The 22,327-nt window shown below is 45.8% G+C and carries 20 protein-coding genes and 1 pseudogene; 16 read left to right on the forward strand and 5 right to left on the reverse strand.

The window, feature by feature from the left end:
* The first annotated feature begins 263 nt into the window (after positions 1–263).
* Positions 264–1,358, forward strand: coding sequence for a hypothetical protein (locus GO009_RS06855; RefSeq protein ID WP_163625475.1), 1,095 nt, complete (start codon positions 264–266; stop codon positions 1,356–1,358).
* Between the two features lie 126 nt (positions 1,359–1,484).
* On the opposite strand, the pseudogene GO009_RS17830 reads toward GO009_RS06855, so the two are convergent.
* A pseudogene (locus GO009_RS17830) lies at positions 1,485–1,538 on the reverse strand (DUF1508 domain-containing protein); the annotation flags it as partial.
* A gap of 284 nt (positions 1,539–1,822) precedes the next feature.
* Here GO009_RS17830 and GO009_RS06860 point away from each other — a divergent pair.
* Positions 1,823–2,155, forward strand: coding sequence for a hypothetical protein (locus GO009_RS06860; protein WP_163625476.1), 333 nt, complete (start codon positions 1,823–1,825; stop codon positions 2,153–2,155).
* Between the two features lie 180 nt (positions 2,156–2,335).
* On the opposite strand, the gene GO009_RS06865 is transcribed toward GO009_RS06860, so the two are convergent.
* Positions 2,336–2,665 carry a YegP family protein gene (locus tag GO009_RS06865; RefSeq protein WP_163625477.1) on the reverse strand — a complete coding sequence of 110 codons (330 nt, stop codon included), beginning with the start codon at positions 2,663–2,665 and terminating at the stop codon, positions 2,336–2,338.
* Between the two features lie 225 nt (positions 2,666–2,890).
* On the opposite strand from GO009_RS06865, the gene GO009_RS06870 reads away from it, so the two are divergent.
* Positions 2,891–3,727 carry a DUF932 domain-containing protein gene (locus GO009_RS06870; protein WP_163625649.1) on the forward strand — a complete coding sequence of 279 codons (837 nt, stop codon included), beginning with the start codon at positions 2,891–2,893 and terminating at the stop codon, positions 3,725–3,727.
* Here GO009_RS06870 and GO009_RS06875 read toward each other — a convergent pair.
* Positions 3,724–3,930: a hypothetical protein gene (locus GO009_RS06875; RefSeq protein ID WP_163625478.1), complete on the reverse strand. Its 207-nt coding sequence runs from the start codon at positions 3,928–3,930 to the stop codon at positions 3,724–3,726. The genes GO009_RS06870 and GO009_RS06875 overlap by 4 nt on opposite strands.
* A gap of 40 nt (positions 3,931–3,970) precedes the next feature.
* Here GO009_RS06875 and GO009_RS06880 point away from each other — a divergent pair, with 40 nt between their 5' ends.
* From GO009_RS06880 to GO009_RS06915, 8 genes are all read left to right on the forward strand, one after another.
* A complete protein-coding gene (locus tag GO009_RS06880; RefSeq protein WP_163625479.1) occupies positions 3,971–4,651 on the forward strand; it encodes a hypothetical protein in 681 nt (226 codons plus the stop codon).
* A 614-nt stretch (positions 4,652–5,265) separates the two neighbouring features.
* Complete coding sequence (locus GO009_RS06885; RefSeq protein ID WP_072319337.1) at positions 5,266–5,604, forward strand: single-stranded DNA-binding protein; 339 nt, start codon at positions 5,266–5,268, stop codon at positions 5,602–5,604.
* A 63-nt stretch (positions 5,605–5,667) separates the two neighbouring features.
* Complete coding sequence (locus GO009_RS06890; protein ID WP_163625480.1) at positions 5,668–6,048, forward strand: DUF6876 family protein; 381 nt, start codon at positions 5,668–5,670, stop codon at positions 6,046–6,048.
* Between the two features lie 183 nt (positions 6,049–6,231).
* Positions 6,232–6,429: a hypothetical protein gene (locus tag GO009_RS06895; protein WP_163625481.1), complete on the forward strand. Its 198-nt coding sequence runs from the start codon at positions 6,232–6,234 to the stop codon at positions 6,427–6,429.
* Positions 6,430–6,753: 324 nt separating this feature from the next.
* Positions 6,754–6,933 (forward strand): hypothetical protein, encoded by a 180-nt coding sequence (locus tag GO009_RS06900; protein WP_123215901.1) that lies wholly within the window; start codon positions 6,754–6,756, stop codon positions 6,931–6,933.
* A 451-nt stretch (positions 6,934–7,384) separates the two neighbouring features.
* A complete protein-coding gene (locus GO009_RS06905; protein ID WP_163625482.1) occupies positions 7,385–7,954 on the forward strand; it encodes a BfmA/BtgA family mobilization protein in 570 nt (189 codons plus the stop codon).
* The gene (mobB, locus tag GO009_RS06910; RefSeq protein ID WP_163625483.1) at positions 7,923–8,957 is read left to right on the forward strand and encodes a MobB family relaxase; all 1,035 of its coding nucleotides are present in this window, start codon (positions 7,923–7,925) and stop codon (positions 8,955–8,957) included. The genes GO009_RS06905 and mobB overlap by 32 nt, the downstream gene beginning before the upstream one ends.
* The gene (locus tag GO009_RS06915) at positions 8,954–10,393 is read left to right on the forward strand and encodes a type IV secretory system conjugative DNA transfer family protein (RefSeq protein ID WP_163625484.1); all 1,440 of its coding nucleotides are present in this window, start codon (positions 8,954–8,956) and stop codon (positions 10,391–10,393) included. Before mobB ends, GO009_RS06915 begins: the two co-directional genes overlap by 4 nt.
* 5 nt (positions 10,394–10,398) lie before the next feature.
* Here GO009_RS06915 and GO009_RS06920 read toward each other — a convergent pair whose 3' ends face one another.
* Positions 10,399–11,346, reverse strand: a complete 948-nt coding sequence (locus tag GO009_RS06920; RefSeq protein ID WP_163625485.1) for a helix-turn-helix domain-containing protein — start codon at positions 11,344–11,346, stop codon at positions 10,399–10,401.
* A 753-nt stretch (positions 11,347–12,099) separates the two neighbouring features.
* Here GO009_RS06920 and GO009_RS06925 point away from each other — a divergent pair.
* The 5 genes from GO009_RS06925 (at position 12,100) to GO009_RS06945 (ending at position 21,971) form a co-directional block, all read left to right on the forward strand.
* On the forward strand, positions 12,100–12,726 hold the full coding sequence (locus tag GO009_RS06925; RefSeq protein WP_163625486.1) for an RNA polymerase sigma factor: 627 nt from the start codon (positions 12,100–12,102) through the stop codon (positions 12,724–12,726).
* A gap of 212 nt (positions 12,727–12,938) precedes the next feature.
* On the forward strand, positions 12,939–14,159 hold the full coding sequence (locus tag GO009_RS17900; RefSeq protein WP_163625487.1) for a FecR family protein: 1,221 nt from the start codon (positions 12,939–12,941) through the stop codon (positions 14,157–14,159).
* 97 nt (positions 14,160–14,256) lie between these two features.
* Complete coding sequence (locus tag GO009_RS06935; RefSeq protein WP_239057407.1) at positions 14,257–17,559, forward strand: SusC/RagA family TonB-linked outer membrane protein; 3,303 nt, start codon at positions 14,257–14,259, stop codon at positions 17,557–17,559.
* Between the two features lie 11 nt (positions 17,560–17,570).
* Entirely contained in the window at positions 17,571–18,962 is a 1,392-nt protein-coding gene (locus GO009_RS06940) for a RagB/SusD family nutrient uptake outer membrane protein (RefSeq protein ID WP_163625488.1), read from the forward strand.
* Positions 18,963–19,265: 303 nt separating this feature from the next.
* A complete protein-coding gene (locus GO009_RS06945; protein WP_239057414.1) occupies positions 19,266–21,971 on the forward strand; it encodes a M16 family metallopeptidase in 2,706 nt (901 codons plus the stop codon).
* Positions 21,972–22,023: 52 nt separating this feature from the next.
* On the opposite strand, the gene GO009_RS06950 is transcribed toward GO009_RS06945, so the two are convergent.
* Positions 22,024–22,293, reverse strand: coding sequence for a DUF6520 family protein (locus tag GO009_RS06950; RefSeq protein WP_163625490.1), 270 nt, complete (start codon positions 22,291–22,293; stop codon positions 22,024–22,026).
* Positions 22,294–22,327: the final 34 nt, after the last annotated feature.

Here is a 22,327-nt window from a genome sequence, read left to right on the forward strand (position 1 = left end):
GGCGTGTTTTAATCTTGTTTGGGATTGTATGTACTTGTCAGCACTTTGTACGGGCAGAAATACCGACCCCTTTTAATTTTGACAAACCATAAATATACTGATCAAAAACCAGTATCACAAAAAGTATTTGGATGAGTGTAAATCCCTTAACTCTATTGTAAAGGGGTTCTCTATTGGAACCACCATTGGCCTCCAAAATCCTGTAACAGCGAAAGGAAAAGTCAATTAAAAATCAACTGTATCAATAAATCAAAACAATGGAAATGAAAACAACTTTTAAAATTACGATGGTCCTCATCTTGGTATTTGCTACAAAGGGCCAGGCCCAGAAAGAAATCAGTGTTCCCCTTGACCCAAAAACCTTGGAAATAGACGCCAATGAACATCGTTTTGAAGCGTATAAAGGAAAGACGGCACTTTATCTTAAAAATGGGAGGGCCTGGTTAAAAGATGCTTCTTTTAAAAATGGAACCATCGAGTATGACATCGCATTTGGCAATGAAAGGAATTTCGCAGGAATCCATTTTCACATCCAGGATGCCAACAACTACGAAGAATATTACCTGAGGCCCCATCAATCCGGTAATCCAGATGCCATGCAATATTCCCCGGTCATCAATGGAAATGCAGCATGGCAATTGTACCATGGGGAGGGCTATTGGTCCCCCTTTCAATTCACTTTCGATGAATGGATGCACGTCAAGTTGGAGATTCGGGGAAACAGGATGCAGGTCTATATCAATGATATGGAAAATCCCATATTGCACGTTACCGACCTGAAATTGGGCGAAAGGTCAGGCGGTCTTGGCTTTGGTTCATTCCTGGGATCCTCCCATTACGCCAATCTGACCTATCATAATACAGATGATGTGGTTTTCGTGAAAAATGAAAAAATTGAAAATAGATCGGAAATCCCAAATGGGGTGATTTCCTCCTATGAGGTATCCGAAGCCTTTCCTTCCATAAAAATGGAGGGTATCACCGCATTGAAAGACCTGAAGATTCCAGTGGGGAAGAAAATGAAAGCAGAAGCTTCCGGCATACTCAACCTTTCAAGAGTTTCTCCCGTTAGTGAGAATACCAATACCGTGCTTGCGAAATTCAACATTTCGTCGAATTCGCGTGATGAAACAAAAGGGCTGGAATTTGGTTATAGCGATAAGGTAAAAGTATTTGTCAATGGCAAACTTGTTTACGCTGGCGACAACAGTTTTCGAAGTCGTGACTATCGGTATCTGGGCAGTATGGGGCTCTTTGACGCCATTTCATTAAATCTACGAAAAGGGGACAATGAGATAACCTTTGCTGTCACCGAGCGCATGGGCGGATGGGGTGTAATGGCCAGGCTTTCCGATTAGAGGACATTCTTCAAAAGCTTCCGGGCTTAGAACGGAGTACGAACTGCCGCTTGGGGATTCCAATTGTTCGTACCTATCATCGTCCTGGGAATTCATTCGGACGGACTCGATACCGTTGGTACGTCCCTATTTCGCCTTGTACCCCTCACTGGCGAGGATGTTCTGCCCATTACCAGCCTTTTATCGGAACCTGAATTCTCAGCCCCGGTCTTCGTACATCTCAAATTTTGACATAATAGTTAAATGGTTTTGTGTTCGGCACCCATTAGATAGTAAAAAAATGCCGTAGCGGACACCATCCTGCCATTACCTTTTTAACCTTCCACATATTCACAAAATGATGTATGAAAACAATGGGGATGAACATACCTTCAGCCAACGGAAAAGCCCTATATTTATGGCTACCCAAAAGGGATATATGGAAAACTACCATTATCCGATAGGTAGACAATTAAAACACTCATATGGATAAAATCACCCTTTACGAATTTGAAAGTCCTAATATTAAAATTTCGATGAAAGTGTATTTTAATGAAAAGAACGACTTGATTTTCGATGGCCATGATATTGGGAAAACAGTAAGCGAATTAATGGGAGATTCAGATTATGAATATCAATATACTGTCAGGTTTAAGGAAGTAAAAAAAATAGCAGCTATTTTTAATATTGATCTACATAAAAAAACAGTTCTTCTAAAAGAAATTAAAAATCGCTTTAATCAAAATGATGCTTATTCGAAGTTTGGTGCCTTTATGAAAGAGAATAATATCGAATTTGAATCATTCACCTGGAGATAAAGTATAATGACACAAGAAATTTATCAAAAAGCAATAAAACGGTACTCAACAAAGATGGTAACCATTCCTCCTTTGGAAGACAGGTGCACAAGTCCTTTTCTGAGGCTTTTTGTTTTTATGTGCGCATCGACAGCTTGAATTTTATGTGGGCCGCATAATGCAAATTGCTATCGGACCTTATCAGGTCAGATCCTCCACGGTTGCGCCCGGGGCATTGTTCTTTACGGAAGCAATGCCGTTCTCCATGGCGCTGAAGGAGGAGTACATCTCACTGGTCCCGATGACCTGGCCATTGGTAGCCTTTAAGTTGAAATACGGACTTCCGTTGGAGGATTCCAAACGTTCGTACCTGTCATCATCCTGGGAGTTGGCTCGGACGGACTCGATACCATTGGTACATCCCGATTTGGCTTTGTACCCCTCGCTGGCAAGGATGTTCTGGCCGTTGGCGGCCTTTAGGCGGAACCTGAATTCTCCGCCCCTGTCTTTGTACATCTCAAATTTTGACATCGTTAATTGGTTTTGTGTTCGGCACCCATAAGATAGTGAAAAATGCCGTTGCACACATCATTCAACCAATCATTTGCATCAAGTTAAACGTCGCAGCCCGTATCCGGACAAGAGACGGCATAAAGCCGTTCCTTCCTCTCTTTTTATTCCGTTTCCTTGCCACTCCACGGCCTGCCTTCCGTTTGGGGGTCCTGCAAATATTGTTTAACCTTAAATCCATGCGTTATGTATTTAGACAAATTGCAACAGGACGAGGTCTTTGTACCGTCCGAGGTAAGGCCCCTCAGGGAGCTCACCGAAATGGAACCCCGTAAAGGGCTTGAAAATGTCATTGTATCCAATGGCAAGATTGTGAACATCGTGTCCAAAAGCTATGGGCACATCCCCAATGAGCTGTTCTTCGCCAAAGCGGAACAAATGCTCATCGATGCCAAACTGACCTATCACCGCCAGACCATCAACCGTTCGGACCGCAGCTTCAGTATGGACTTTATCCTTTCCGACAGTACCCAGTTCTCCGTGGGCAATAAGGCGGACACCATTCTACCATTGCTCCGGTTCACCAATTCCTATGATGGCAGTGAGCGTACCTCTGGCCACTTCGGCTTCTACCGTATGGTATGCTCCAACGGCCTGCACGTCGTACAGTCGGAGATTGCCTTTTCCATCAAGCACAGTACCAATGGCGTGCACCTTATCATGCCGGAACTGGAAGGGCTCTTCCGCAGGTTCCTCGACAACGAGTTTTATACCGTCTCCGGTAGCTTTGGCCGTATGATGGCCGTGGAACTCATGGACACCCATCAATTCGTCAGGGAAGTGCTGGAGCGTACCAAACTCTTCCGCTTTGAGTGCAGCGATAAGAACGATGCCCCGTCCAAAAAGGCCAGGGAGGTCCTTGATGTCCTGCACAACGAATCCATGGCCCTGGGGGTCACCCCGAACCTATGGCTGGGCTACAATGCCTTCAACGCCGTGCTGCACCGTACCCTGAAACGCAGCTTTTCACGACAGGAACGCCTTGACAGGCAACTCTTCCAGGAAATCCATGAAATGGCCTAAAGGCCGAGGGCCGCTCCGGTACCCTGTACTCCGGGGTGGCCCTTTCCTTCTCCTTCCTGTTTCCATTTCCTGACCGCTGTACCATGAACGCATTTTGAAAGGCCACCTGGAGGTTTCATGGCAAACCTACGGCCCGCACCGATGCACCATTTCGCCAAACTCATGGCTTTATCGGCCTTTGCGGCCCGTCTTCCCGGTTGCATGAAACCTCCAGGTTATGTAACCTTTTAAATCCTTTATATCATGGCAAATTCATGTTACAATTCCATCAGCATCACCGGAAATGAAACGGAGCTCGACACCCTCCATCGGCTCCTGACCAAAGAGGACGGCTATATCGATTTTGAGCATGTTCTCGACAGGGAGATTCCATTTAAAGACATCTATGAGGTCGTTGGCACCAAATGGTTCACCCCGGACATTACATTTCAGGACAAAGTGCTGAAACTTACCGGGGACAGTGCCTGGTCACCGCCCGTACCCCTGTTCGAGAGTCTCGCCAAGACCTATCCCTCACTGCACATCACCATGGACTTTGAGGAACTCGGGATGTGCTTCGGCGGCAGGTTGGAAATCGACTATAAGGGGACCAATATCATTTTCCAGGGCAATTATTGGCAATACATGGCCTTTCTCGATTACGAAAGCTTCCTTCACGAGGCTACCTTGGAACTGCAATGCCGAATCGAGACCAGCGAAATGACCACGGTATCTCAACTGGGGCAAATGCGACTGTACCAATGTGTCGCCGAACCCGACCGTCCCAAATTGCTCAAACAACTGTTGGAACTCACGGGCATGGGACTGTACGCGGTCACCTTTGAACAAAATCCGCATATCGAGGAACGCATTTTTGCCACATGCCCTGAAGACATCAAGGAACAGGCTCCCACGGCCCTGGTAAAACAGGTGGAACTCCAGTAGGACAATAAGCTACGTTATGGCTCCCGGAACTTCGGTTTCGGGAGTTTTTTATAGGTATGGTACAGCCGTCCCATAAAAAGGGTATCAAAAATCCAATAAGGAAGTCCAAGGGCAGGGTTTCTTTACGCCATCCCTCTGGCAAGCCCTTCTTGGGGCCTTGCCGGGGCTGTCTGAAACCCCGTCCTTGGCCCGGCGATTTTAAGGGGTTCATAATAAAAGAAGCCCTTGGAGTTTTTCGGGGCCTCGAAAAACAGGGCAGTGCCCAAGGACTTCCAATCAGGACACCATTTGCTTTCCTCGTTTAACTTCCCGTACACTCGGACACAAATGGGTCAGATGGAATTCCTAAGGCCCTTATGGAACCCGTCAAGGCCTGGCCCTGTTTTGCTCACAAATAAGGGCTCTACTTCCTCGTTTTTGGCCCTTCGGCAAAAACCACGTCGCAGACACTCCTGATTTCCTCCCAAAAGCCTTGACCGAACCCACTTATTTTATTGTGCTGCGCACGGAAGAAGCAAACAAACACCCCCTTAAAATCTGGACACAATTGCACAGAGATACAGGGGCATTATTAACCCGTCTGCCATGAGTGCAGACCTTTAAATCCTTTTATTATGAGTACGTTGAGAAACAAAGTACAGCTGATTGGAAACGTGGGGCAGGAACCCACCATTACCAACCTTGAGAACGACAGGAAAGTGGCACGGCTTTCGTTGGCGACAAACGAGACCTACAAAAACGCCAAGGGCGAGAAAGTGACCAGTACCGAATGGCACACCATTGTTGCCTGGGGCAAGACCGCCGACATTATCGAAAAGTACGTGGACAAGGGCAAGGAGATTGCCATTGAGGGCAAACTCACCTCCCGTTCCTATGACGACAAGGAGGGCGTAAAACGTTACGTGACCGAAGTGGTGGCCAATGAAATCCTCCTTTTGGGTAGTAACGACTAGAAAGCAAAGAGGGCGCAACGGGGCGCCCTCTCTTCATGTTTAACTTCTAAATACGAAATCAATATGAATTCTAAAGGTAACCAAATCAAGGCAGGTTTGCAACAGTTTTGCGGTACACAGACCCTTTACAGTATCCCATTGATTCAGACCCGTTTTACGGATGGGCTCAAATACCTTGCGGACAAGGCGGAATGTTACTGGCTCATCACCGATGTATCGGTGATTGCCAAGAGCCTGATGGCCAAAAGCTATTTTGTCACCGTGGACTTTAAACGGCTTTCCCCAGAGGAACGGGAAGCGCAACAATGTGAGGCCACCATCACCTACGGGGATGGGAACGGCAACATATTGGAGACCCACCGTTATGGCGTGACCGATTTTCCACTGGATGAATTGCGCCTGTATTTCACGGACGATACGCTGATGCTGCCCACGGAATACTAAACCCGGAAAGGGGAGCTTCTCCCCTTTTCCATTTTTTTCAATGCAAAATGTTGACATCATGGATGACAATACCGAAATGACGGAATTTGAAATCTGGTTGGAAGAACAGCAAGACCCCCGGGACTACCCCGAGGGTTTTGACCCCGACCTGTACGACCTGTAAAACACCTTAATCCTTAAAAAATGGTCTATCTCAATTTTAGCAATCTCGATGCCGAGACCCAAAACCATTTGCTTTCCATTTCCAGAGAGGAAGTGGAGAGCCGTTACGGGGAGCAATTGCGCAACTATGCCGAATGCCACTATCTCGATTATGACGAACTCGTGGAACAGGAAGCAATCCGCAACCTGTACACCTACGATTACGTATTCAATATGTGAACACGACGGACACCACCCAAGACCCTTGCCATCCCAAGGGTCTTTTTTTGTTCCTATTTGATTTTTGGGAGGATCGAACGCCCAAAAATCAACCGGGGTCACGCCTGCCTGCCAAGGCCGTGGCATTACCAAAGGAAACCCTATCCCTTATTTGACCGCAAAATAGCCCTTCAAAAATATTCCCATCAAAAGACTACGGCATAATGGCTTTGCTCGTTCCTCACAAACCCACCCTTCGGGACTTATTCCGTTTTCCTTTTGAGCTGAAATTTTTGGGAAGGACTGGCACACCGGCAAATAATCGATAATTTAAATTCATGTCCTATGAAAGCAACAGTCAGAAAGTCGCTGGAAATCCCGGCCAAGAAACACCCAAAGGAAAGTGTCATCAAAAAAGTCCCCGACACCACGGTGGACAAAACCTTCTCCCTGGTGGTCAACCTGTGGATATTCCGCTATGAATATTACCGGGAACAGTCGGGTACGGCAACGAAGGAACAGTAACCGAAAAAGGCCTTTTTCCGAGGGCCTTTTTTTGGTCGTTGCCCCGAACATCTGACGTTTTGGGAAGGCCAAAACGGTACTTCCATACCATTTCCCTGCAATTGCACCCAATTGCATCGAATCCGTATTTTTTCCTCACCGGGATTGTGCCTATCTTTAGGAAAGGGCATCACAGCCCCAATGTACGGCAGCCCCTTTTGGTTTGACTTTCCTTTTTGCCGTACCATCCCAAGACAACCGGCCTGTAAAGACCGGGGCGATATGATTTTGTCCCTGCGGGACAAAATGGAAGAGCAAGAGGACAACACGCGTTGCGGTGTTGGGGCCAAAGGCCCTATTTTAACTAATTGCGTGTCAGTTATTTACAGTTGCTATTACAAACCGGGGATTCCGGGGTTTACAGTAAAAACCGCCGGAACACCCATAAACAGAGAGATTTTTACAGTAAATCATGGGGGATGCCTATCAAAAATATCGGTTTTCGGCCATCAGCATCAAGAAGGAAGTGGCCGTTCGCTTCCGGGCCTTTTCCCGCCTGGTGTCGGATTCCCACACCCAAACCCTGGAGGCTATCATGAACTTCTTTGAATGGAACGACCTCCATCCGCACGACGACCTGGGCCTGAAGAACAACCGCACCAACAAACGCATCAATGCCGTGATCGCCATCCTGAAGAATATCGAAAAATACCAGACCCTGCCCACCAAGGCCATGCTCGATACCCTCTTTCACGAAATGTCACAGGTAGAGGAAAAGGAGGCGGAAGAAGCCGTGGACTTCGGGCCGCCCGATACCTTTACCCGGGACCGGGAACTGGAACAGTACCGGGAACGCTACGAGGCAATGCAACAACAACTGGGCCATCAGAACAATCAGGTCCGGCAGCTCCTGGCCCAACTGACCTATGTAAAGGGCACATTCGGCAAGGGGCACTACAAACTGGACATGGACAAAAACGAACTGGAACAATTCAAAAAACAATTACACGATGTACATCACGATCACCGCCCAGAAGGTTGAGGGCAATTACGCCCAGAGCGCCGCCGATTTTGTGGATTACCTGGAAAAGGAGAACGAGGGCAAGCCCCTTCCGGAACTGGAACATTTCTTTGACCAGTACGGGGACGAAATCTCCGCCAAGGAAGTCATTACCCAAATCGACGGGAACACGGCCAAACTCAAAAAGAAGGAACCCAAGTTCTACTCCATTACCCTGAACCCGAGCCAAAGGGAACTCAGGGCCATAGGGGATTCGCCGGAAGCCCTCAAACGCTACACCCAGGAGGCAATGAAGGAATATGCCAGGGCCTTCCACCGGGAGATCGACGGACGCCCCGTGACCGTGGATGATATTAAATATTACGCCAAGGTGGAACGCCAGCGCACCTTTAAGGGCACGGACCGGCAGATCCGGGAGAACCAGCCTTATGCCACCGAGATCCTGGAACTCCGGCAGCAGGTCCGGAGCATCGAAACCGGGGAACGGTCCGGGGACCACAAAAAACTGCAACAGGAGATCCGGCGCCTGGAAAGGGAAGCACCACACCAACTGGACGGAAAACGCATCGTCCGGGGGATGGCCAAACCGGGACCGCAAAGCCATATCCATATCATTGTCAGCCGCAAGGATGCCTCCAATCGCTACAGCCTGTCCCCGGGGAGCAAATACAAGGCCTCCACCGTGGAAATGCAGGGCAAGACCGTCAAGCGGGGCTTCGACCGGGATGCCTTTGTCAAAAACTCGGAAAAGACCTTCGATGACCTGTTCCACTACAGGCGCAATTACGTGGAGACCTATACCGCCAGGAAGACCTTTTTGAAGGACCCCAGACTGTACTTTGCCACCATTACCCAACTCCCGACCAATGAAAAGGCACTCGCCTTCAAATTGCTGCAACAGTCCGGGGCGGATACCACCCTGCTCCGCATCCCGACCAACAAGGTCCAGCTCACCCTCAAGGCCATCAATGCCCTGAAAAGGGGCATCGGCAGGGCCATCGAATCCGGATCCATCGGCATATGAACTGGCCCGTCGAACATATCATCCTCTACGGGATATTGCCCCTGCTCGTTGTGGGCACCCTGCTCTATGGGCTGCTGGGCGGGGACAAAAAGGGTCGCATCGACAAGAAATACAGACTGCGCTTTTCCCTGGACAACGGCAGCTTCCGGGCGGAGAACATCCGCAGGGGAACCTCCGTGATCGGTTCGGCCGGCAGTGGAAAAACGGAGAGCGTCATCTACAACTATTTGCACCACTTTAGCCAATATGGCTTTTGTGGGGTCATCCACGACTACAAGGATTTTGAGCTCACCGAGATCGCCGCTCCCCTCTTCAGGGAACAGCACACCAAATTCTACACCATTGCCTTTGATGAGATCCATTACCGGGTAAATCCCATCGCCCCCAAATACCTGCCCAACGAGGAAAGCGTCAATGCCCTATCCCGGGTCCTCATGGAAAACCTGCTGGAACAGAACTTTTCAGAGCACAGCGGGAGCAACAGGTTCTTTTCCGATGCCGTGGAAGGCCTGCTCAGCGGGCTGATCTGGAAAATGAGGTGTTCCTTTCCCCACTTCTGTACCCTGCCCCATATCATGGCCCTGTTCCAGGCCATGAGCACCAAAAGGCTGGTGGCCTTCCTCAAATCCGACCTGACCGCCCTTGGGCTGGCCAGCGCCTTTATCAACGGGATAGAATCGGAAAAACAGACTGCGGGCATCAAAAGTACCCTGGCCAATGCCTTCAAGAAGATCGGGTCCCGCAAACTGTACTATGTCCTCTCCAAGGACGAAGTGCCCCTGGACATCAACCACCCGAAGCACCGGGCCGTGGTCTCGCTGGTCAACAACCCCAAATACGATACGTCCTACTCCCCTGTCATTGCCATGGTCATGCACACCCTGATCAAACAGATGAGCGTGCGGGGACGGGATTCCTCCTTTCTCCTCATGGAGGAGGCCCCTACCCTGAAACTGCCCAACATGCACAGGATCCCGGCCACCCTGAGAAGCTATGACATCAGTACGGTCTATGTGATGCAGGACAAGGTGCAGAACGACCTGCTCTATGGCGACAGGGCCAGTAAGGCCATCCTGAGCAACCTCTCCTATCAGTTCTTCGGAAAGGCCAACGATCCGGACACCGCCAAGTACTACGAACGCTTTTTCGAGATCATCACCAAGCCCACCCGGAGCATCAGCAAGAGCAGCGGGATGAGTTTTGAGAGCCGGGTCACCAAGGGGGAAAAGGAAGTGGCCAAACGAAGGGCGGACCAGTTCTTCCGGTTAAGGACCGGGGAATTCATCGCCTTTGCGGACGGCAGGGACAAAAAGGTACGGTTCATCCTCCAGGACATGGTAAAGGAACGGCCACAACCCAAGGCTCCCGTAACTACCGCCGACCTGCAAGTGAACTTTGAGCGCATCCACCGGGAAGCAAAAACGCTGCTTGGCTGAATGGTTCATGCCGTGTCGGGCCCGTCCTCCCGCTTGACTTCCCCGGGGTTCATGCCAAACTTGCGCTTAAAGGCCCTGTAAAACCCGGAGCGGCTATGGTAGCCGACGGATTCACAGACCCCATCAATATCCAGGGCGGTCGTGCGCAACAGGTGCATGGCCCGGTCCAGCTTGCAATCCATATAGAAAGCATACGGGGTCCGCCCTACCAGTTTCTTGAATCTTTTATTCAGCTTTTTTTCATTGATGTTGAACCGGTGCGCCAGTTCCTTGATCCCGGGCAAGGGTTGGGAGGCATGGTCCTCGATAAACCGGACGATCTTATCCATGCGTATCTTTTCCTGGTACTCCTTTTGTCCCAATTCACCCGGGACCGGAAACAGGGACCGGAAAACCTCAGGCTGCGGGGAAACCCCCATTTCCCGCATCAGCTCACGGGCCTCATGGGAGCGGTCCTTTTCGAAACTCCTGATCCGAATGGTACCATCGGCCAGCTGGGCCACATAACAGAAACAACTGTAATACAGCCAACCATTGACCTTGTATTCCAATGCCGTGCCCAGTTCGAACGGGGCCCGCCGCAGAAAGTTCCTGCGCAGTTCCTCCCAGGTCTCCACGGATTTTTTGGTCAACAGCTCCCCCAGGGTAAGCCCTTTGAAATAATCCGGATCCTTATGCAACAGGCCGGGGACCTGCGCCCCCACACTTTTGATCAGCAGGGACTTGGACAGGTGGATTTCCAAAAGGGGTGGTAAGGACGAATCGAAATCCCTGGCCTTTTGCTTGCTAAGTCTCGCTCTATGCAGCTCCCCTTCCAGGTTCAGATACCTGGCCACCAGATTGTAGTAGTCATTGCGCTTTGAAAGCCGTAATCGGTAGCCCCAAATCCCCTCCGTCCTTGCCTGGAGCAAATGACAGATGTTCTCTATATATTTCTTTTTGAAGACAAGCATTGGTAACAGCAAATTGGTGAAGCCCCTTTCTCAATAGTACAATGGTCCGTATCCGTTTCACCACATATAGGGAGGCCCCCGGGCTTTTTAGGGTATCCTTTCCACAAGGGTATCAGTTGGGTCGCTGATCCAATAGGTGTTCTTCAAGGAACCGATTGGGTATCCCCTATTGGTACATCAAACCTGCCATTACTTGGTAACCGTAGTTTTGATAGGGCTCGTTTCCTGTATATGGACGGCGTCCCACGGCCATGTCCACAGACTATCTCAAGTGCACGACCGGGCTCGAAGAATTGGGTTGCCCCGGTCGGGGGGAGCCGCACGAAATTATTATAGGGCCAACAACCCTGTTAAGGGGTGCCCTACCCGCTAAAAATAGATCAAATAATCGAAAATCTGCACTTTTCCTCCTGACAATTAGTAGGTATATTCTGTATTTTAACACTTATGAATAGTACGTATATAAAAGAATATTCTTTACTAGTAAAGGTCTGTATCCAATTTTTAGCAAACTGGGATGGCCAAGAACACCACTCATATTGGTTATCATAAATGGCCTTTGAAACTCCTTTTACTGCCCTGGATTATCCAGTGATGACGGCACTTTTCGCACTTCCGAAAGTATGCAGGACTTGGTTTTTAGAAATACATGAATTGTGTAATTAACGATCATTTTGTGTACAGGTTAAAATTTAATTTCTAATTTAACCCCCTGTTAACCGTTGATTAACAATCTTTTATTAAACAACTATTTTGGCTTTTTCCCTCAGGCGAAAATCATCCGTACCAGACAGGGAGCCCCGAGAAATTCCCGGGAACGGGGAATCCATAGGCCAAAATCAAACCGATGCCGAGCTCTGGCAGGCATTCCGGGAAGGCAGTGAATTTGCCTTTGCCTCCATCTATGATCGCAATTTCAATGTCCTGTTCAAATATGGCCTCAAACAGGTCAGGGACCGGGAACTGGTGGGCGATGCCATACAGGACCTTTTTGTGGAACTTTGGGAGACCAGGGAAAGGCTTGGGGATGTACGAATCATCACCCATTACCTGTTGACCTGTATCCGTAGAAAAGTGGTGGCCCGTGCCATAAAGGCCGGAAAAAGAAGCTCGGTTCCCGTGGATGAATTGCTGGAGGGAGAACCTGTTCCGTCCCTGGAACACCTCTTGGTGGAACGACAGGCCTTTGACCAGCGCCGAAAGGAGGTCAGGCATGCGGTATCCCAACTCAATACCAACCAGCAGGAAATCATATTCCTGAAATTCCACTGCCGGATCGACTACCCCGAAATTGCCGAGATCATGGATACCGATACCAAGTCAGTGTACAATCTCATGGCCCGAACTATGAAACGGTTACGGGACCATTTTGGGTCATAGCCCCTTCCCCATCTTTTTTGCATAGGTTGCCATTATGGACAAAAGTACCGAAAAAACTTTCCGGAAGCGGGTTTCCCCTGCCCTTCGACAGCCTTTGACAAATGCTTGACATAATTTTTTTTCATTTTTCTTCATTTTTTTGAAGTGATCCGGAAAAAAATCCACTCCACTCTATAAAGGGGCTTGTTTCCTTCCCCTCAAAACAAACAACAGTGACCTACAAGGATTACAGTTCGGAAGATTTCGCAAAGGACCATTATTTCCAGAAATGGGTCTTGGAAAAGGATGCCATTACCGCCAATTTCTGGAATAACTGGCTAGCCCAACACCCGGAGAAAAAAGAGGTGGTGGAAACAGCCAGGGATATGGTCCGCCTGCTTGCCCGTGATGAGGACGACCCGACTCCGCTTGAAAAGGGTCGGATATGGATGAAAATCATCGAAAAGCGCAACATCCGGGAAAGGGGCAGGATGAACAGTCCGAAATCCATCTTCGGTAAGACGGGAAAAAGATTTTTGAAAGTGGCCGCTGTAATTATTCCCCTGGTGGCATTGGCCTATGGCGCCTACCGATTGGACTTTTTGGGAAGCAAAGGGCCAATGACCCTTGATCCCAACCGGATTACCCTGGAATTACAGGACGGGACCATCAAGGTGATGGACGAAAAGGCCTCTGGGTTGATCACTACCGGGGATGGAAAGGCATTGGGGAAACAGGACAAAAACATATTGACCTACCAAAAATTACAGGACAACGTAACGGAGCTGGTGTATAATGAGCTGACAGTACCCTATGGTAAAAATTTTGAATTAGTCTTATCCGATGGTTCTCATATTTATCTCAATGCCGGCTCCAAGTTGCGTTATCCCGTACAGTTCCCCCATGGTAAACCCCGGAACGTTTTCCTGGATGGCGAAGCGTTCTTTGACGTGGCACGGGACTCCACACGCTCCTTCACTGTAGTGACTGACATGCTAAATACCGAGGTGTACGGTACCAGGTTCAATGTTTCGAGTTACAGGGACGAAAACAACACCTTTACCGTACTGGAAGAAGGGAGCGTGGGGGTTTACCAACCCAATAGCCCCAAAAAGGAAGAACCCGTGAAGATCGTACCCGGACAGCGGGCAGTCTTTGAGAATGGCAGCATTCAGGTGGAGACCGTGGACATCCGGAAATACACGGCATGGATAGACGGCGAACTCTATTTTCTGGATGACCGGTTTGAACTCATCCTGAAAGAACTGGAACGGCGTTTTGATGTAAAGATCGATAACCGATATGAGGAACTGAACGACGTGAAGTTCACAGGGACTTTTACCCGGGAACCGCTGGACCAGATCTTGAAGTTGTTCCAGTATCAGACTCCTTTTGAATACGACATGAAAAAGAAAACCATAACCATCCAAAAGCCACAGCCTATGACAGAATGAAACTCAGATAAGATCAAAAAATCGAAGGGTGCTCGCAACACCCTCCGATACGATTGATTACAAGCCAAACAAAATAACTAATAATCAACTCAAAAGTATGAAAATTATCAGGAATGCCGTAAGGCACCGGGACAGTTCCCGCCTTAAAATCACCCTACGGATGAAACTGCTGCTCTCTCTTTTCTTTGCTACCTTGTTACAGATCAATGCAGGTCTGGAGGGGACCCGCAGCCAAAAAATAACCCTCGACCTGAAATCGGCCACGGTCCTAGATGTCATTCGTGAAATTGAAACAACCACAGAATACAGGTTCCTCTACCGCAAGGACCAGCTCGATACCTCCCGAAAAATGGACATCCGCGCCAAGAACGAGAAACTGGAACGGGTACTGCAAAAGGTATTCGGGAACAGTGGTATGACCTATAAAATTGAACAAAAGCAAATTGTGTTGACCCCGAACAATGACATTCCTTCGGGACCGGGTGCCCACACAACCAATCCGGTGCAGGAACAACATGCTGTAACCGGAATAGTGAGTGATGCACTGGGACCAATACCCGGAGTAGCTATTTACTTCAAATCCGATACTTCCAGGGGAGACGTTACGGATATCAACGGGAAATATCGGCTCTTTGCCACGCCAACGGATACCTTAGTCTTTAGTTACATCGGTTATAAATCTGTCGAACGGGTTGTGCGAAACCAGAACCACATTAGTGTGGAATTGAAGGAAGCTGTAACAGAATTAAATGAAGTAGTCCTTAATGCGGGATATTACACAACCACGGAGAAAGAACGAACAGGAAACATTGCTAAAATAACGGCCAAGGAGATTGAGCTCCAGCCCTTGATAAGTCCATTACAAGCCCTTCAGGGCCGTATAGCTGGGATGGAAGTTATTCCGGGAAGAGGAGATTTACCCGGGGCGGCACCCACCATACGTATCCGGGGTCAGAATAGCTTACGAGCTGAGGGAAATTATCCATTATTCATCATTGATGGCATGCCCATAGATGCAACTCCTTTGGAAAGCAATGGTGCACTAACAAATATAGGTATAGACCCCTTAAGTACCCTGAACCTTTCCAATATCGAAAGCATCGAGGTCTTAAAGGATGCGGATGCGACCGCCATTTATGGTTCGAGGGGGGCTAATGGAGTGATTCTGATTACTACAAAACAAGGAATGGCACGGAAAACAGCATTTCAGGCTCGCCTCTATAGTGGTGTGTCCACAGTCTATAATCGATTAGATCTCCTAAACACGCAACAATATCTTCAAATTCGTAAAAAGGTTTTTGAAAATGACGGCACCGAACCCACTTTAAGGAATGCATATGATTTATTGCTTTGGGACCAAAATCGATATACGGATTGGCAGGAAGAATTTTTTGGCGGCAGTGCCTGGACCACTGATGTCAATATTTCAGCTTCCGGCGGCAATGCCAATACCCAATTCCAATTGAATGGGGGATATCAGGAACAGGGCTCGGTTTTGCCCGGTGATTCCAAGTATCAAAAGGCAACGGCTAGCTTGACCCTAAATCATCAATCCAAGAATCAAAGATTGTCACTTGGGTTGAAATTAAATTATGGGAAAGACAAAAATACCATACTGGGAATTAGATCTACGGGTAATCAGTTGTTCAGTCTTGCCCCAAATGCTCCACCGGTTTTCAACCAAGATGGAAGCTTACATTGGGAGGAATGGGATGCTACAGGAAGAAACAATCCTGTGGAAGGATATTATAATTCTAGTAAAACTGAGTCCGATAATCTCATATCCAACTTCTCCTTATCCTATTTATTAGTAAAAGGACTTACCATAAGAACAAATTTGGGTTATAACCAATTGTACAGTAATGATTTATTGAAAATACCTAAAAAATCATATAACCCTTCCTCTTGGGATTTCAGGGACCATCAATCCACCCATTTACAACAGCATCGAAAATCTTGGAGTATTGAGCCCCAATTAAATTATTCTACTAAATTGAATAAATTCCGAATGGATGCTTTAATTGGGACCACATTCCAACAAAATCAAAATAATCGAACTGGAGTAACCGGTACCGGATATGTTTCAGAAGCCCTTATCGGGAATTTGGCCGCTGCAGAAACACTGACACAGGGAATCAATCAAACCACCGACTATAGGTACCATGCAATTTTTGGACGATTAGGACTTAACTGGAACCAGAAGTATTATCTGAACCTCACGGGAAGAAGGGACGGGTCCTCTCGTTTTGGCCCTGGTAAACAATGGGCAAATTTTGGGGCCATCGGAGCGGCCTGGATTTTTTCAAATGAAAAATGGGTACGAGAACATATTAGATTTTTAAGTTTCGGAAAACTTAGAGGCAGTTATGGCACCACAGGGAGCGATCAGATTGGGGACTATGGGTATCTCGATGCTTATGAGGCCACAGTGGCACCGGGCGGACTATATCCGACCAATTTGGCCAATCCGGATTACTCCTGGGAAGTGAATAAAAAACTGGAAACAGGCTTACAATTGGGATTCCTACAGGATAGAATCAACCTTGGAGTGAGCTGGTACCGAAATCGCTCATCTAATCAGTTGGTGGGCTATCCCTTACCCGGTACAACTGGCTTTAATGTTGTCCAGGCCAATCTTCCGGCAACCGTGCAAAACACAGGATGGGAATTGGAGTTTTCTTCGTTTAATCTTCGGAATGACAATTTTACTTGGCAGACCACTTTCAACTTAAGTATCCCACAAAATAGGCTCATAAGCTATCCCGGATTGGAAGAATCCGCCTATGCCAATAGCTATAGGATAGGACATCCGTTAAATATTAATCTTTTATTTCAATATGATGGTCTTGATCCAGAAACTGGATTTTATCAATTCATTGATATTAATGGTGATGGGCGGTTGGATTACGAGGACCGGGTCATCATAAAAGATAGGAGCCGAAAATTTTTTGGAGGGATAAACAATACCGTGAATTACAGAAATTTTTCCCTTCAGTTCTTATGGCAGTTTGTCAAACAGGAAGGAATGCTCACACTTTTTAATGCAGGATCCACGGGTAACCAACGAGAAGTGGTAGTCCTAGCGTTGGAGGAAAATAGTCCATTCCAGACGATTTCACGATCTCTAGATGCCATCCAAGCCTATACTTACGCCCAAAATTCAAGTTTGTCTTATACTGACGCTTCTTTTATTCGATTAAAAACCCTTTCATTAAGCTATGCCCTCCCCTTAGAACTCATTGGTTCTATGGGTATAGATGCCTGTAAAATTTTTGTCAATGGGCAGAACCTAATTACTTTCTCTGGTTATGATGGAATGGACCCGGAAATGAACAACAGTACCGGGATACAATTTGGAAATCTACGAACGATTACTGCAGGATTGCAACTTAATTTTTAAAGGTTTTGACCATGAAAAAGATAAATAGGAATAAATTAATAGTTACAGGATTATTACTTTTTATTACGGTTTCTTGTGACGATTTTATTGAGGTAGAAGTCCCCGCTGATAAACTGACAGTTACAACAGTTTTTGAAAGTAATGAAACGGCCCGTAGTGCTATGCAGGGCATTTACAATGAGCTATTTCGCTCCATTTCGTTCTGTAGCGGTGGTAACAATAGTGTAACCGCTTTAGTGGGTTTAAGTTCAGGGGAACTCTTCACATTACTTGAAACTGACCTTACTTATAGGGAGTTTGAAGAAAATGAAATAAACCCCAACAACCCCAATAATCTTAACCTTTGGAATAGTGCCTATAACCTCATTTATATGACCAATTCGATGTTGGAAGGCGTATTGGTATCAAAAAACATATCAGATGGGGTCAGGGACCAATTGGAAGGTGAAGCCAGGTTTATCAGGGCCTTTACCTATTTTAATTTGGTCAATCTGTACGGTGAAGTCCCTTTAATTTTAAGTACGGACTACAGGATAAATGCCCAAATGGGACGTACATCTATCGAGGAAGTTTATGACCAAATTCTAACGGATCTTCATGAGGCCATAGCTCTTTTAGAAGAAATTTACAAGGACGGGGAACGGACTATTGTAAACCGTTTTGTCGCAGAAGCTTTGTTGGCAAGGATATATTTATATCGACAGCAATGGGCTCTGGCAGAAGTACATAGTACAAATGTCATCAACCAATCAGCACATTATGACCTACTGGAGGATTTGGACCAGGTTTTTCTTATGAACAGCAAAGAGGCCATTTGGCAAATTTCTCCTACCGGATTGGGCAGCAGTAGTACCAATACCAAGGAAGGAGCACTATTCGTTTCGAACAATCCGAAATTTGCTATTGCAGAAGATCTTGCTTTATCCATTGAACCAGGGGACAAAAGAACAGAAAACTGGATTGGTCTAGACGCTGAAAGGAATGCCTATTATCCTTATAAATATAAGGATGGGAGAAGTACTAACAATATCACCGAATATTCCATGGTGTTCCGTTTGGCCGAACAATATCTTATCCGTGCAGAAGCGAGAACTAGACAAGGGAATATACTGGGAGGGATTTCCGATGTGGATAAGATCAAAGGACGGGCCGATGTGGATTTGTTATCGGAGACCAATCCGGATATCGATCAGGTCGGTTTAATAGAGGAAATTCTCGATGAACGCAAAAAGGAGTTGTTTACCGAATGGGGACACCGATGGTTTGATTTAAAACGAACCGGTAAATCTTCTGAAATTCTCGGAAATGGCAATCCTTTATGGCAAGATACGGATGTGCTCTTTCCTATCCCAGAACAGGAGAGAATGAAAAATACCAACCTCGGACAAAACGAGGGCTATTAATCCAAAAGTTATAATGACATAGATTGGCAAATTTCTATGCCATTCCATCCCAAGATCTCCTCATACCACGCTTAGGGAAAGCTTCCCCCTAAATTCTAATGCTATTAATCCATACATATACTGATGAAATATAATCCTATATATATATTGATATTCTTGCTTATAAATACCTGTACCACATCAGGTCAGCAACTATTAACCGAGGATTCCATACCGCTGGATCCAAGCATCCGTTATGGCCAGCTATCTAATGGGTTTACCTATTATATAAAACCAATAGAGACAGCTTCCACCAAATTGAGCATGCGCTTGATCGTTAGAAGTGGATACTCACAACATGACCCTGACCAGTTGGATATCGGGCATTTTGTGGAACATATGGCCTTCAGGTCAAGTAAACATTTTCCATTGGGGCTGAAAGATTCCATACTTATGGACAGTCTTGATATGAACTTTACAGATGTTCGTGCCAATACTTCCAGATATTTTGCGAAATACAACTTTAACGCTCCAATTAATAATCCCTATGCCTTTGAAAAGGGATTGCGTTGGTATAAAGATTTGGTTAATGGAGCACTTGACCTGACGACAGCTGAAATCAATTCAGAAAGAGGCGTGTTGCTTTCTGAATATATACTAAGAGGTGGAGATAAGGGGAATAAAACACCTTATAATGTTTTGCGTTCAAAAATTGATCCAGGATCTCACAGTGTGGCTTCAAATCCACAGCAATATTTCGACCACATAAGAACTGTCAACCCTGAAGTAGTCAGAAGGTTTTACCAGGATTGGTATCGGCCAAACCAGACTGCCTTGATGGTAGTAGGAAAAATTGATAATTTGGATAGCTTGGAAAACGGGATCAAAACTACTTTTTCCGACATTGCCTCCCCACGACAACCAAGGAAATGGGTGGACCCCGACTCTCTTTATTTTAACCAGCCTCCACAATTTGCCAAGGTAACCAGGGTTCAAAAGAAAGAAGATAGTGATAGCCTTTTAAATAGAGATGAGACTGAAATATATCTTCTTTACCGGGATTTCCGTACAAGAGTACTATCGCACACTAAAGAAGGGATGAAACGTGAATTTCTATGGAATTTGGTGTCAACCGCCATAGATGAACGCTTTGGAATTTTGGACCAACGTTATAATCCCGCTTTTGAAATATACAATAAATACATAGATAATTATTCCAGCGGATTTAAGAGCGTGGGCCATATAGCTAATGTATTTGGTATCCATATCAATAGTATAAATGGGAGTGAAAAGAAGGCTGTGAAGCAAACTATCCATTTGTTGGCTCAGTTTAGAACATACGGCTTGAATAAAGACGAATGGAGTAAACTGAAAAGGCAACAACTTCAGCTTATGAATAGGGACTATAGTAAAAGTGTCAATTATTGGAACAACGAAATCAGCAAGCATTTTGTGGAAGAAGAACCATTGCCCAATGAAAAGAACAGTTTTCTGAGCGAATGGCTGACTGGGCTATCCTTGGAGGAAATAAATAAGGAATTTAAGAACCTGATATCAGAGATGCCCGAGGATATTGGTATCATTGCTCCAGAGGGAAGCCCGATTTTAACTATAAACGAAAGTGAAATTCGTTCTTGGGTAAAGGAAGCATGGAAAGCACCTGTCCAAGCGTATCTACCTCCTGAAATTCCCAATCAACTAATGAGTGAGCAAGAAACATTATCCCTTCATAGTAAAGGGACATATACAGATATGAGTGCGATAGAAACTGGGGCAATGGAAATTGTCCTGGGAAACGGGATAAAGGTAGTCCTGTTACCCCAATCGGGGGAAACGGGAAAAATTGGAGTACACGGGTTTAGTTCAAATGGTGCCCGTAATTTTTCTGAAACGGAATACTATTCCGCAATCAATGCTGCGGAAATCATAAAAAATTCCGGTGTAGGTGCTTTAGATAAATTTGATTTAACTCGTTTTATCACATCTAAGAGTTCCAATCTAAGTGTACATCCATACATCAATGCAGTAGAAACAGGTATACGAGGGCAAGTTTCATCAAAAAAATTAGAAGTTTTATTCCAACTAATTCATATGTATTTTACCAAACCTCGCAAGGATGAAGATGCATTTTTGGATTGGATGAAGAGCAAATATCAAGAATATAATGATTGGCACAGTGCTATCCGGGATTTAAACAACTCCATAAAATTATTGACTGGTGATCCCACTATCAATAATCAAGCTACTATAGAAATGATAAATGGTTTACCAAAGGTAGATTTGGATAAGGCTTATGAATGTTACAACGCTCTTTTTGGAAGAACAGGAGATTTTACTTTTATAGTGAACGGGGATTTCAACATTGAACTTATCCTACCTATTATAAATAAATATTTGGGCAATTTACCTAATAGGGCATTTGAATTTCAAATCAATCCCAAGACTCATAAAAACATGGTATTGAAAAGCGGGCCTCTATTATATGAGGTTCCACCACCATACGACATGAAAGGGATGGAATATAAAAAAAGGTACATTGTAACTGATACTTTTGGATGGAAGGAATTTATTAAAGTGGACATTTTGGGGAAGATGCTTCGGCACCAAATTTTTCAAACCCTCCGAAACGGTGGATTTCCAGTATATACACCACAAGCTGCAGGTCTTTATAATTTTGATTGCTCTAGGTACGAGATTTACATTTCAACAATATTTACTCCCACTGGTAACGCTCTTGAAAAAGAACAGAAATTTCAATTATTTAGGGAAACCATCCAAGATTACTCTCTTTCACCATTGATGTTTAACACGGCTTTAGAGGAGGTTCAGACAAAGTATTCTTCCAAGATGTATTTCCATAAGTCCAACTTACCAAATCGATTGTATGAAAAGTATAGATATAATGTTCCATGGTTAACCCAGGAAGAGGTTGACAAGTTCTTCTCATCTCTTACTTTTAAGGACATAAACCATACAGCAAAAAAGTTTCTTAATGAAAAACATCGATATGAATTCGTTATGGGCAAGTAATAAAAACTATAGGATGAACCTGAATTCAGGTTCATCCTATTCCTAACTACCTTTAAGGAACATTAATCACGATAGTATTATTACCATCTTTAGGATCAGATAAACTTTCTGAATCATAGATGGGATATGTCTCATCTTCGGAGACGGAATACGCTAAACAATCTCCTCCTTGAGGATCACATTCCACTTCGTCAATAGGTTCCCAATCATCATTCCTAAAGATGTAATCATTTTCCGGATCCGCATTCAGATCAGCGGTCGCAAAGGACATTCCTGTGGCAAATATCAGTGCCAGTACAGGCAATAAAAATTTAGTTTTCATATCAAATTGTTTTAAGTTAATGAAAGGTGCCTAC

The organism is Allomuricauda sp. TY007 (genome assembly GCF_010468565.1).
Lineage (GTDB): Bacteria > Bacteroidota > Bacteroidia > Flavobacteriales > Flavobacteriaceae > Flagellimonas.